The organism is Streptomyces sp. NPDC002044, from assembly GCF_040296725.1.
In the GTDB taxonomy this organism is placed as follows: domain Bacteria; phylum Actinomycetota; class Actinomycetes; order Streptomycetales; family Streptomycetaceae; genus Streptomyces; species Streptomyces antarcticus.
Genome location: NZ_JBEOXU010000072.1, coordinates 20,263 through 32,135, shown reverse-complemented (window position 1 = coordinate 32,135; position 11,873 = coordinate 20,263). Strand labels below are relative to the sequence as shown.

At 71.6% G+C, this 11,873-nt stretch carries 13 protein-coding genes and 2 pseudogenes; 6 read left to right on the top strand and 9 right to left on the bottom strand.

All coding sequences use genetic code 11. From position 1 onward, the window contains the following. The first annotated feature begins 202 nt into the window (after positions 1-202). On the top strand, positions 203-601 hold the full coding sequence (locus tag ABT106_RS19110; RefSeq protein WP_502979424.1) for a WhiB family transcriptional regulator: 399 nt from the start codon (positions 203-205) through the stop codon (positions 599-601). Positions 602-802: 201 nt separating this feature from the next. Here ABT106_RS19110 and glpX read toward each other — a convergent pair whose 3' ends face one another. Next, the gene (gene glpX, locus ABT106_RS19105) at positions 803-1,834 is read right to left on the bottom strand and encodes a class II fructose-bisphosphatase (protein WP_351278602.1); all 1,032 of its coding nucleotides are present in this window, start codon (positions 1,832-1,834) and stop codon (positions 803-805) included. 237 nt (positions 1,835-2,071) lie between these two features. Here glpX and ABT106_RS19100 point away from each other — a divergent pair, with 237 nt between their 5' ends. Beyond that, positions 2,072-2,602 (top strand): DUF4245 domain-containing protein, encoded by a 531-nt coding sequence (locus ABT106_RS19100; RefSeq protein ID WP_351278613.1) that lies wholly within the window; start codon positions 2,072-2,074, stop codon positions 2,600-2,602. 165 nt (positions 2,603-2,767) lie between these two features. Here ABT106_RS19100 and ABT106_RS19095 read toward each other — a convergent pair whose 3' ends face one another. The 4 genes from ABT106_RS19095 to ABT106_RS19080 all read right to left on the bottom strand — a co-directional run bounded on the left by ABT106_RS19095 (position 2,768) and on the right by ABT106_RS19080 (position 6,442). After that, positions 2,768-3,361, bottom strand: a complete 594-nt coding sequence (locus ABT106_RS19095; protein WP_351278599.1) for a malonic semialdehyde reductase — start codon at positions 3,359-3,361, stop codon at positions 2,768-2,770. 102 nt (positions 3,362-3,463) lie between these two features. Next, positions 3,464-3,682: an exodeoxyribonuclease VII small subunit gene (locus ABT106_RS19090; RefSeq protein WP_351278597.1), complete on the bottom strand. Its 219-nt coding sequence runs from the start codon at positions 3,680-3,682 to the stop codon at positions 3,464-3,466. Positions 3,683-3,736: 54 nt separating this feature from the next. Continuing rightward, positions 3,737-5,017, bottom strand: coding sequence for an exodeoxyribonuclease VII large subunit (gene xseA / locus ABT106_RS19085; RefSeq protein ID WP_351278594.1), 1,281 nt, complete (start codon positions 5,015-5,017; stop codon positions 3,737-3,739). Positions 5,018-5,050: 33 nt separating this feature from the next. Further along, positions 5,051-6,442: an APC family permease gene (locus tag ABT106_RS19080; RefSeq protein WP_351278591.1), complete on the bottom strand. Its 1,392-nt coding sequence runs from the start codon at positions 6,440-6,442 to the stop codon at positions 5,051-5,053. 86 nt (positions 6,443-6,528) lie between these two features. On the opposite strand from ABT106_RS19080, the gene ABT106_RS19075 reads away from it, so the two are divergent. Next, entirely contained in the window at positions 6,529-7,533 is a 1,005-nt protein-coding gene (locus ABT106_RS19075; RefSeq protein WP_351278589.1) for a 4-hydroxy-3-methylbut-2-enyl diphosphate reductase, read from the top strand. A gap of 21 nt (positions 7,534-7,554) precedes the next feature. Next, complete coding sequence (ppgK, locus tag ABT106_RS19070) at positions 7,555-8,292, top strand: polyphosphate--glucose phosphotransferase (RefSeq protein WP_351278586.1); 738 nt, start codon at positions 7,555-7,557, stop codon at positions 8,290-8,292. 25 nt (positions 8,293-8,317) lie between these two features. Here the strand turns inward: ppgK and ABT106_RS19065 are convergent, their stop codons facing one another. Continuing rightward, positions 8,318-8,854 (bottom strand): DUF6542 domain-containing protein, encoded by a 537-nt coding sequence (locus ABT106_RS19065; protein WP_502979423.1) that lies wholly within the window; start codon positions 8,852-8,854, stop codon positions 8,318-8,320. A gap of 133 nt (positions 8,855-8,987) precedes the next feature. Between ABT106_RS19065 and ychF the strand changes: the two genes are divergently transcribed. Further along, positions 8,988-10,076 carry a redox-regulated ATPase YchF gene (ychF, locus tag ABT106_RS19060; RefSeq protein ID WP_351278608.1) on the top strand — a complete coding sequence of 363 codons (1,089 nt, stop codon included), beginning with the start codon at positions 8,988-8,990 and terminating at the stop codon, positions 10,074-10,076. A 233-nt stretch (positions 10,077-10,309) separates the two neighbouring features. On the opposite strand, the gene ABT106_RS19055 is transcribed toward ychF, so the two are convergent. Next, positions 10,310-11,041, bottom strand: coding sequence for a HEAT repeat domain-containing protein (locus tag ABT106_RS19055; protein WP_351278584.1), 732 nt, complete (start codon positions 11,039-11,041; stop codon positions 10,310-10,312). After that, complete coding sequence (locus ABT106_RS19050; protein ID WP_351278581.1) at positions 11,038-11,424, bottom strand: CPCC family cysteine-rich protein; 387 nt, start codon at positions 11,422-11,424, stop codon at positions 11,038-11,040. Before ABT106_RS19050 ends, ABT106_RS19055 begins: the two co-directional genes overlap by 4 nt. A 46-nt stretch (positions 11,425-11,470) precedes the next feature. Between ABT106_RS19050 and ABT106_RS19045 the strand changes: the two are divergent. Then, positions 11,471-11,617 (top strand): annotated as a pseudogene (locus ABT106_RS19045) (type II toxin-antitoxin system RelE family toxin); the annotation flags it as partial. Positions 11,618-11,630: 13 nt separating this feature from the next. Here the strand turns inward: ABT106_RS19045 and ABT106_RS19040 are convergent. After that, positions 11,631-11,815, bottom strand: a pseudogene (locus ABT106_RS19040) (Uma2 family endonuclease); the annotation flags it as partial. Positions 11,816-11,873 lie beyond the last annotated feature (58 nt).

Below are 11,873 nucleotides of genomic sequence, written 5' to 3'. Positions count from 1 at the left end.
TCTCCGGCAACGTCACCGCGGTGAACCTGGTCAACATCAAGCGGATCGGACGGCGCAACAACAACATGCAGTGGTTCAAGGTCCCGCCGAAGATCGTCCCGAACCCGCCGCGCCCGGTGGCGCGCCGCGCTTAGGGGAGCCCCCAGCGGGTAGGGACTGGTGCATCGTCTCTCGCTCGCGTATACGTCGTCAGGAGTAGACCGTGCCGCATCCGCCGCATCAGTCCCTGCAGGTAGCCGCCGTTCAGGGTCTCCACGGGCGCCCGGCCGCCGTGCCGAAGCCGCGGGTGCCGGCCAGGGCCGGGGACGGCCCCTGGCACGCGGACGCGGTCTGCCGCCGCGACGAGGCGGGGCTGTTCTTCGCTCCGTCCAAGGAGCCGACCGCCTCCCGCCTCTCCCGCGAGGAGGCCGCCAAGCGCGTCTGTGCCCGCTGCCCGGTGATGGTCGCCTGCCGCGAGCACGCCCTGCTCCAGCCCGAGCCGTACGGGGTCTGGGGCGGCCTCACCGCCGCCGAGCGCCGCGTGGTGCTGGCCCGGATGCGCCGCCGGTCCGCCGAGCTGCGCCAGGCCCCGGGAACCGGTCCGATCGCCGCGGCGGGCTGACCCACCGTCCCCCTCACGCCCCCGCCCGGACACCGCCGGGCGCGCGGGGCACCGTACCGGCTCGCGCACGCCGTCCCGCACCGGTTTCCGGCGCCGGCGCACCGCACCGGTTTCCCGTACCGACGTCCCGTACCCACGCCAGAGGGGCGGTCACCGCCGCACGCGGTGACCGCCCCTCTCGCCGTGCCGCTTCCGCCGGGTCTACTGGGCCCGGTCGAAGTCGATCGCGCTGTACGCGCGCAGCTTGGACAGCCGGTGCGTCGAGTCGATCTGCCGGATCGTGCCCGACTTCGAGCGCATGACCAGCGAGGACGTCGTCGCGGTCTCCGAGCGGTAGTGGACGCCGCGCAGCAGTTCGCCGTCCGTGATGCCGGTGGCGACGAAGAAGACGTTGTCGCCGGAGACCAGGTCGGTCGTGTGCAGGACCCGGTCCAGGTCGTGGCCCGCGTCGATCGCCTTCTGGCGCTCGGCCTCGTCCTTGGGCCACAGCTTGCCCTGGATCGTGCCGCCGAGGCACTTTATGGCGCACGCCGAGATGATGCCCTCGGGCGTGCCGCCGATGCCGAGGAGCAGGTCGACGCCGGTGCCCTCGCGCACCGCCATGACCGAACCCGCGACGTCGCCGTCCGAGATGAACTTGATGCGGGCGCCGGTCTCGCGGATCTCCTTGACGATGCCCTCGTGACGCGGGCGGTCCAGGATGACCACGGTGACGTCCTCGACGGCCATGTTCTTGGCCTTCGCGACGCGCCGGATGTTGACCGAGGCGGGGGCGTTGATGTCGACGAAGTCGGCGGCCTCGGGGCCCGTGACCAGCTTCTCCATGTAGAAGACGGCCGACGGGTCGAACATGGTGCCGCGGTCGGCGGCGGCCAGGACGGCGATCGCGTTCGGCATGCCCTTGGCGTTCAGGGTGGTGCCGTCGATCGGGTCCACGGCGATGTCGACCTCGGCGCCGGTGCCGTCGCCGACCCGCTCGCCGTTGAAGAGCATGGGGGCTTCGTCCTTCTCCCCCTCGCCGATGACGACGACGCCGTTCATCGACACGGTGGAGATCAGGGTCCGCATGGCGTTGACCGCGGCGCCGTCCGCGCCGAGCTTGTCACCGCGGCCGACCCACCGGCCCGCGGCCATGGCGGCGGCCTCGGTGACCCGGACCAGTTCCAGGGCGAGGTTGCGGTCGGGGGCTTCGGGAGAGACTTCGAGCTGGGGCGGCAGGTTGTGCTCGGTCATCGGAGCGCACCTTTCTGTACGACGACGGCCGGGATGTGAGGGTGCCCGAACTCTATCGGTACGTCGACATATTGAGCAGGCCGGGTCACGTATGAGCGGCATACCGGTCAGCCGATTGGCCTGACGGGGCGTCTTGTGGACCGGCCCCCTGCCCCCGCCGCGCCGCCGCGCGACCGCTCGGGGCCACCCCGGCGGTGATCGCCGCCGGCGATGCGGGACGATGGTCCCGTGGCAGGTATGAAAGGCAAGCAGACGGTCTGGGACATGGTCCGGTCGCTGGGGGTGATCGGCCTCGTCGTCGCGGGGATCTATCTCTTCATCCCGCACGACGAGAAGGCCGATCCGACGCGCACGGTCGACTACCGGGTGGAGACGATCACGGCCCGCCGTGCGGCGCCGTACCCCCTGGCGGTCCCCGTCGGGCTCCCGGCCGAGTGGCGCGCGACATCGGTGACGTACGAGCGCAAGAACGCCAGCGCCTGGCACCTGGGCTTCCTGGACCCCGGGCAGGAGTACGTGGCGCTGGAGCAGTCCACCGACGTCTCCGGGAAGTACCTGGGCCGGGTCACCCAGCAGGCGACGGCCACCGGACGGACGCAGCAGGTCGGCGACGCGGCCTGGGAGCGCTGGGAGGGCGAGAAGTACGACGCCCTCGTCAAGCGGGACCAGGGCTACGTCACGGTGGTGACCGGAACGGCCTCCTTCGAGCAGCTCGGCGCGATGGCGGCGGCCCTGGAGTTCAAGCAGGGCGCCACGGCGGGCGGATAGCGCCGGGGCCGTACGGGCCCCTACGGCCCGCGGTTCGCCCCCGTACGCGGATCGCCGCCCGTACGCGGCCCGTCCGCACCCGCGACGTGTAAGCGAAGAGGCCGCGCCCCCCGGAATCCCGGGGGGCGCGGCCTCTTCGCGTACGGCGGCGGGCGCCGTCCGCACTCAGACGGTGGTGATGACCTGGTCGAACTCCAGGCGCGGGGAGCGCGGGAACGCGACGGCGTCCACGCCCGGCTTGCCGATGTTGACGATCATCAGCGGGGTGTGGTCGGCGTCCAGGAACTCCTTCTGGACCCCGGCGAGGTCGGCGCCGGTCATCGGACCCGCGGCCAGACCGGCGGCGCGGACACCGACGATGAAGTACGCGGCCTGCAGCGCGGCGTTCAGCAGCGCGGAGTGCTCGCGGACCGGACGCTCGGCGAAGAAGAGGTCCTTGGCCTGCGGGAAGTGCGGGAGCAGGTGCGGGAGCTCCTCGTGGAACTCGTTGTCCGCCGAGAGGATCGCGACGAGCGGCGCGGCGGCGGTCTTGGCCTGGTTGCCCTCGGAGAGGTGCTTCACGAGGCGCTCGCGGGCCTCGGGGGAGCGGACCAGCGTGATGCGCAGCGGGGTCTGGTTGAAGGCGGTGGGGCCGAACTTCACCAGGTCGTAGATCGCCTGGACCTGCTCCTCGGTGACCGGCTCGTCGGAGAACGAGTTGGCCGTGCGGGCCTCGCGGAACAGCAGGTCCTGCGCGGCGGGGTCGAGAACGAGAGACATCGGAAAGCCTTCTTCCATACGGAACAGAGGTGAAGCGATGTCCCCGACTCTACGGCGGAAGTAGATGAAGTTTCAACTAAACCGCCGGTGCGGTGACCGGAATCACTCCTCGCCGGCCGCCTCCCGGACCGCGAGCGCCGAGTCCAGACGGGCCCTGGCCCCCTCCAGCCAGTGCCGGCAGACCTTCGCGAGCTCCTCGCCGCGCTCCCAGAGCGCGAGCGAGTCCTCCAGCGAGGTGCCGCCCGCCTCCAGCTTGCGGACGACCTCGATCAGCTCGTCGCGGGCCTGCTCGTACCCCAGTGCCGTTTCGGCCTCTGCCATTCGCTTCTCCACCCTAGGTTCGTAGTCCGACGCGTTGGTTGCGGCAGTGTGTCGTCATTCGGAAGCCGGCGCGGCGGCCGGCGCGGCCGCAACGCCGGTGCCCGGTGCCGCGGCCGGGCCGGCGGCCGGTTCGCAGACCCGTACGGAGAAGGCGCCCTCCGCCACCCGCGCGTGCAGCACCTCGTCCCCCGAGACCTCCCCGGGCGAGCGCACCACGTGCCCGTCGGCCCGCTGGAGCACGGCGTAGCCCCGCTCCAGGGTCGCGGCCGGGGACAGCGCCACCACCCGGGCCAGGGTGTGCGAGAGCTCCGAGTCGGCCCGGTCCAGCAGATGCCCCAGCGTGCGGCGGCTGCGGGCCAGCAGCGCGTCCACCTCGGCCTCCCGGGTCTCCACCATCCGCTGCGGGTGGACGAAGACCGGCCGGGCCAGGGCGTGCGCGAGCCCCCGCTCCTCCCGGTCGAGCAGACCCCGTACGGCCCGCAGCCCCCGGTCCTGGAGCTGGCGCACCCGCTCCAGCTCCTCGCCCACGTCCGGGACCACCTTCTTCGCCGCGTCCGTGGGCGTGGAGGCCCGCAGGTCCGCGACCAGGTCCAGCAGCGGGGAGTCCGGCTCGTGGCCGATGGCCGAGACGACCGGCGTACGGGCCGCGGCGACCGCCCGTACGACCTCCTCGTCGGAGAACGGCAGCAGGTCCTCCACGCTGCCGCCGCCGCGCGCCACGATGATCACGTCCACCTCGTCCAGGGCGTCGAGCTCCCGGACGGCCTGGATCACCTGGGGCACCGCGTGCACCCCCTGGACGGCCACGTTGCGCACCTCGAAGCGGACCGCCGGCCAGCGCCGCCGCGCGTTCTCCAGTACGTCGCGCTCGGCCGCCGACGCCCGCCCGACCACCAGCCCGATCAGCTGGGGCAGGAAGGGCAGCGGCTTCTTGCGGTCCAGGGCGAACAGGCCCTCGGTGGCGAGGGACCGCTTGAGCCGCTCCAGGCGGGCCAGCAGCTCCCCGATGCCGACGGGCCGTATCTCGGTCGCCCGCAGGGACAGCTGCCCGCGCGGGGCGTACCACTCCGGCTTGGCGAGGACGACGACCCGCGCGCCCTCCGAGACGGCGTCCGCGACCTCGTCGTAGACCTGGCGGAAGCAGGTCACGCTGACGGAGATGTCGTGCGAGGGGTCGCGCAGCGTCAGGAAGACCACCCCCGCCCCCGGCCTCCGCGAGAGCTGCGTGATCTGCCCCTCCACCCACACCTGGCCGAGCTTGTCGATCCAGCCCCCGATGAGCCGGGACACCTGGCCTACCGGCAGCGGCGCCTCGGCCGACGTATTCAGAGCCATGCACGCAGGCTATCCGGCCCGGCTGACAGCGTCTCAGGGGCCGCCGGGGGTGTCGCCGCCCGCGGCCGCCCCCGGACCGTGCCGGCCGCGCTGGGCGAACAGCACGCACAGGCCCGCCGCCAGCCACACCGCCCCCACCAGCTGCGCCGTCCACGAGGCCGCCACGATCACCGTGACGGTCACCGCCGCGCCCAGGACCGGCACCACCAGGTGCCGGAGCCAGTTCGGCGGCCCCTCCCGCCGCTGCACCACGAACCAGCCCACCACCGAGGCGTGCAGCAGCGTGAACGCCACCAGCGCCCCGACGTCCACCACCGACACCAGGTGGTCCAGCCCGTCGTCGCGCCGCGCCGCCCACACCGCCGCGACCAGGGTGACGGTGGCCGCCACCAGCAGCGCCGGGCGCGGGGTGCCGCCGTACGTCCGCGCCAGCGCACCCGGCAGACGCCGCTCCCGGGCCATCGCGAACAGCAGCCGCCCGGCCGCCGCCTGCCCGGCCAGCGCCGCGAAGGCCGCCCCGATCGCCTTGCTGACCGCGACCAGGTCGTGCAGCCAGGGCCCGGCCGCCGACTCCACCGTGTTGTAGAAGGCCGGCCCCTGCTCCACCGGCCGCGCCGCCAGCTCCGCCGCCGTCAGCGGCGACAGCAGCGCCGCCAGGTACGTCTGCGCGACGAACAGCACCCCGGTCAGGGCCAGGCAGAACAGCACCGCCCGCGCCACCTTCGCGCTGCCGCCCGTCACCTCCTCGGCGAAGGAGGCGATCGCGTCGAAGCCCAGGTACGACAGCACCGCGACCGACACCGCGCCCAGCACGGCCGCGAGCGAGAACGCCAGCGAGTCGTCGCCCGTCAGCGGCGACAGCCAGCCGCGCTGCGCCCCGCCCCGCGCCAGCGCGGTCACCGCGGCGACCAGGAAGACCAGCAGGACCACGATCTCCAGGGCCAGCACCGCGAAGCCCACCCGCGCGGCCGCCCGTACGCCCCACAGGTTCAGCAGCGTCGTCACCACCACGGCCAGCGCCGTCCACACCCACCGCGACACCTCCGGGACCAGCGCGTTCATCGCGATCCCCGAGAACAGGTACGCGACCGCCGGGATCAGCAGGTAGTCGAGCATCGCCATCCACCCGGCGATCAGCCCCGGACCCTCGCCCAGGCCCTTGCGGGCGTACGTGAAGACCGAGCCGGCCTGCGGGGCCACCCGCACCATCTGCGCGTAGCTGAACGCCGTGAACGCCATCGCGACCGTCGCGACGAGGTAGACGAGCGCGATGGCCCCGTGCGACTTGGCGTCCAGGGTGCCGAAGACACCGACCGGGGCCATGGGGGCGATGAAGAGGAGCCCGTAGACGACGAGGTCCCGGAATCCGAGGGTCCGCCGCAGCGCGGCGGGCGCCGCCTTACTGGAATCCGTCACGGACGCCATCCGTCCTCCAGGCGATAGGCGGGACACGCTTTCGACCAAGTTTCTGCCGAACGGGCGACGTCCGGCCTCTCAGGGACCCCCGTACGATGGACCGTATGACTGCTCCCGCTCCTGCTCCCGCTTCCCGCCGCGTCCTGCTCGCCGCCCCCCGCGGGTACTGCGCGGGCGTGGACCGAGCCGTGATCGCCGTCGAGAAAGCCCTCGAGCAGTACGGTGCGCCGGTCTACGTCCGCCACGAGATCGTCCACAACAAGTACGTGGTCCAGACCCTGGAGAAGAAGGGGGCCATCTTCGTCGAGCGGACGGAGGAGGTGCCCGAGGGCTCCATCGTCATGTTCTCCGCGCACGGCGTGGCGCCGGTGGTGCACGAAGAGGCGGCCCGCGGCAAGCTCGCCACGATCGACGCGACCTGCCCGCTGGTCACCAAGGTGCACAAGGAAGCCATCCGGTACGCGAGCGAGGACTTCGACATCCTCCTCATCGGCCACGAGGGCCACGAGGAGGTCATCGGCACCTCCGGCGAGGCCCCGGACCACATCACCATCGTGGACGGGCCCGAGGACGTCGCGAACGTCGAGGTGCGCGACGAGTCGAAGGTCGTCTGGCTGTCCCAGACCACGCTGTCGGTCGACGAGACGATGGAGACGGTCGACGCGCTGAAGACGAAGTTCCCGCTGCTTCTCTCGCCGCCCAGCGACGACATCTGCTACGCCACCTCGAACCGGCAGGCGGCCGTCAAGGTCATGGGCGCCGACTCCGACCTGGTCATCGTCGTCGGCTCGAAGAACTCCTCGAACTCGATCCGCCTCGTCGAGGTCGCGCTCGACGCGGGCGCCCGCGCCGCGTACCTCGTCGACTTCGCGAGCGAGATCGACGAAGCCTGGCTGGAGGGCGTCACCACGGTCGGTCTGACCTCGGGCGCCTCGGTGCCGGAGGTATTGGTCGAGGAAGTGCTGGATTACCTCGCCAAGCGCGGGTATGCGGACGTGGAGATCGTCAAGACGGCCGAGGAATCGATCGTGTTCTCGCTGCCGAAGGAGCTGCGCCGCGACCTTCGTGCGGAAGCGGCCGAACTGGTCGCCGACAAGTAAGTCTTTTCGTACGGTATGTCCATGCAGATCATGGGTGTGGACATCGGCGGTTCGGGAATCAAGGGCGCGCCCGTGGACCTGGACCGGGGCGATCTGGCGCAGGAGCGCCACAAAGTACTGACACCGCAGCCGGCCACCCCCGAGGGGGTGGCCGGCTGCGTCGCGGAGGTGGTCCGCGCGTTCTCCTGGACGGGCCCGGTCGGGGTGACCTTCCCGGGGGTCGTCACGGGCGGCGTCACCCGTTCGGCGGCCAACGTGGACAAGAGCTGGGTCGGCGTCGACGCGGCGGCCCTCCTCTCGCGGGAGCTGGACGGCCTGCCCGTCACGGTCCTCAACGACGCGGACGCGGCGGGCGTCGCGGAGATGACGTACGGCGCCGGGCGCGGCCGGGGCGGCACCGTCATCCTGCTCACGCTGGGCACGGGCATCGGGAGCGCCCTGTTCACCGACGGGCACCTGGTCCCGAACACGGAGCTGGGCCACCTGGAGCTGAAGGGCCACGACGCGGAGAAGCGGGCGTCGGTGAAGGCGAAGGAAGACGGCGAGCTGAGCTGGGAGCACTGGGCCCACCGCCTGCAGAAGTACCTGGAGCACGTGGAGATGCTGTTCTCCCCGGACCTGTTCATCCTCGGCGGCGGCGTCAGCCGCAAGCCGGAGAAGTTCCTGCCCCTGATCGAGGGCGTCCGTGCGGAGATCGTCCCGGCGAAGCTCCAGAACAACGCGGGCATCGTCGGGGCGGCGATGGCGGCGAAACAGTGACGGCGGGGCGGGGCGTCTTCGGAAGCTAGGGCTGGGCGGTGGGCCGGCGGCGGGGCATCCGCCGCCGGCCGATCAGCACGGCCTTGCGCACGACGGCGATGAGCGCCGCCACCAGCGTGCCCGCGTACAGCCAGCCGGCGTGCAGGGACAGCGCGGACACCAGCCCCATCAGATGACCGCCGAAGCCGCCGGAGCCGCCCGCGACGGGCCACACTCCGGCGGCGAACGCGATGGGCGCGGTGATCGGCGCGGTGATCAGGTCGGCGGGCCGCACCCAGAGCGCGGTGGCGGCGGCGACGGGCAGGAAGAGCAGCCCGTAGACGAAGAGCGAGGCGTCGAAGAGCAGCCAGGAGAACCCCGCGACCAGCACCATGGCGGCGCTCGAGAAGAGCCCGCCGCCCAGCCCGGTCAGCCGGGGCCTGGGCAGCCTGAGCCCGGGCAGCCGGCGCGCGAGCCCCGGCGCGCCCCCCTGGACGGGGGGCGCGGCGGCGGAACTCGGCCGCCGGCGCTGGGCCGGGGGTCGCTGGGGGTGAGGGGCCGGTCGCGTCCTGTATCGCTCCACGTCACCAAAGTAGGCGGGCGGCCCCCCGGATCGGGCCGCGGACACGCGTACATCCACCCCCGCTCATCGGAAAGTAAACTGCTCCATGGCCCGCACCCGGGCCGCCGCCCCTCCACTACGGGAAGTCGCCAACGTGTCGCTCACGATCGGAATCGTCGGCCTGCCGAATGTCGGCAAGTCGACCCTGTTCAACGCCCTGACCAAGAACGACGTGCTGGCGGCCAACTACCCGTTCGCCACGATCGAGCCGAACGTCGGCGTCGTCGGCGTCCCGGACAAGCGCCTGGCCGTCCTGGCCGGCATCTTCGGCTCGCAGAAGGTCATCCCCGCCACCGTCGACTTCGTCGACATCGCGGGCATCGTCCGCGGCGCCTCGGAAGGCGAGGGCCTGGGGAACAAGTTCCTCGCGAACATCCGCGAGTCGGACGCGATCTGCCAGGTCATCCGCGCCTTCGTGGACGAGAACGTCGTCCACGTCGACGGCAAGGTCTCGCCGAAGGACGACATCGAGACGATCAACACCGAGCTGATCCTCGCCGACCTCCAGTCGATCGAGAAGGCCGAGCCGCGCCTGGCGAAGGAGTCCCGGCTCCAGAAGGAGAAGGTCGCGGTCCTGGCGGCGGTCGTCGAGGCCAAGAAGATCCTCGAGGCGGGCGACACCCTCTTCTCCAAGGGCATCACGAAGGGCACGGAGCGGGGCGACCTCCTCCACGAGCTGCACCTCCTCACGACGAAGCCCTTCCTCTACGTGTTCAACGTGGACGAGGACGAGCTGACGGACGACGCCTTCAAGGCGGCGCAGAGCGCGCTGGTCGCCCCGGCGGAGGCGATCTTCCTGAACGCCAAGCTGGAGGCGGAGCTCGTCGAGCTGGAGGACGACGAGGCCCTCGAACTCCTCCAGTCGGTCGGCCAGGACGAGCCGGGCATGGCCACACTGGGCCGCGTCGGCTTCACCACCCTGGGCCTGCAGACGTACCTGACGGCGGGCCCGAAGGAGACCCGCGCCTGGACGATCAAGCAGGGCGCGACGGCCCCGGAGGCGGCGGGCGTCATCCACACGGACTTCCAGCGCGGCTTCATCAAGGCGGAGGTCATCTCCTTCGCGGACCTGGTCGAATGCGGCTCGGTCGCGGAAGCCCGCGCGAAGGGCAAGGCCCGCATGGAGGGCAAGGAGTACGTCATGCAGGACGGCGACGTGGTGGAGTTCCGCTTCAACGTCTGATGCGTGACTTGGCGTCACATCGCTGATCTGGCAAACGTACAGGTCAGAAGGGGTCCGGCCTTAATGAGCCGGACCCCTGACTATTTCCCCTGCTGGGATGGTGCTGCCACCCCGGCCGCAGGACGCGCGCTGTTCGGTTCGCGGTAGCGCGGGTGGTCCGAGTCCTTCCTCGTCACACAGCGCTCGATTACGTAGCCGTAACCGATCCCCTCGGGGTGCTGGAACGGCTTCGGTCACCTCTCCGGGTACAGGTCGGCACGGTCGATCCAGGCGGGGGCGACGAAGATGTCGTCGCCGACGGGGGCTTCGGAGGCTTCCAGCAGGGACCAGGCGCGGGACTCGTCGACCAGGTGCTCCCAGGGCGCGGTCCAGTCGAGTTCCCGGTCCAGGCCGGGGCCGGAGACGCCGTACGTGCGGCCGGCGTCCACCTGCCAGAACTGGGAGTAGAGGATTACCTGGGCGCGGTCGGCCAGGTCGTTGATGATCTCGGTGAAGTGGACCGAGGGCCAGCCAGGAGCGTTGTCCGCGGCGGTGGCCCGTAGGTGAGCGGTACGCGGTGGGACGACGGGGGTGCGGGCGCCGAGTTCCGTCAGGGCCCAGCGGATGCCGTCGGGCTCGGTCCAGTCCGGCGGGGTGGCCCGGTCCAGGCAGGCGCGGTAGGCGCGGCGCAGGGGCTCGACCGCGCCGCCGATCTCCAGGCTCGCCAGGGCGATCGCAGCCCACTCACGGACGGTCGGGTTGTCGCTGTCCAGCAGTCTGATGAGGGCGGGTCCGCAGCGTGGGTCGCTCACCTCCTGGAAGACCTCGATGGCGGTCAGCTGTCCGAAGCCGCCGAGGGAGGGCAGGCCGTCGACGATGGCGGGGGTGGCGGCGGAGCCGAGCCAGATCAGTTCCGCGCGGGCGTCGTAGGACACGCCGGCATCGCCGTCGAGCTGCTGGACGAGTCGCTCGATGTGGGAGGTCATGACGTCGGATGGTCGCGGCGCCAGAAGGTGTGGAGCCACCAGCAGAGCACCGAGCGGTCGTCGGGCCAGGGGATGCGTTCGTCCGAGTCCCAGTCCTCGAAGGAGTCGTGGGCCAGGTCGATGGGGCGCCAAGCCGGGTCGAGCGGCTCGTCCTCGGCGGGAGGTCGGACGTACTGCCGGACGCGCTGCTTGCAGGCTCCGAAGTCCTGGTAGTTGAGCTGGGCCTCGATCAGGGAGACCTTGTTCGCCCCGCCGTCCATGGCCGGCCAACGGAACTGGACCCCGTCGTCCTCCCAGAAGCAGACGGGGCAGATCTCGTGGGAGCCGGGCATGGCGTCGAGCACGCGGTGCCCGCAGCAGGGACAGGGGTAGGAGTTGCTCACCTGCGCAGTCTCGTTGGAGGTCCGGCTGGTGCGCCATGGATTTCTCCTCGGCTTCAACACCACCGCACTCGTGTCCCAGCCCGAGCGCCGCAGCCTGCGCATCGGTGACTACCGCGTCGTCTACACGATCGACAACGGGGAGCTGGTCATCTGGGGTGTGCTCGGTGTGTGCCGGGATGCCCTCCCGTGCTGACTCGGTGCCGGCCGTTCAGCTGCGCGACCGTGAGCATGGTGACGAGGTGGCCGTGCCACCACCTCTGGGGCGACGTCATGAAGACGAGGGCTCCGTCGATCAGCTCGGTGTGGCGGGGTGCCTCGGGAGGCGGTCGAGGTCCTCCGCGAACCAGCCTTCCGCGCGCGGCGGGCGCATCCAGTCGGGCAGTGCGGACATGGCTTCACGGTAGTGGCTGCGGCCGTCACAGGAGCGGCGTTCCCGGCCCTCCCGGCCC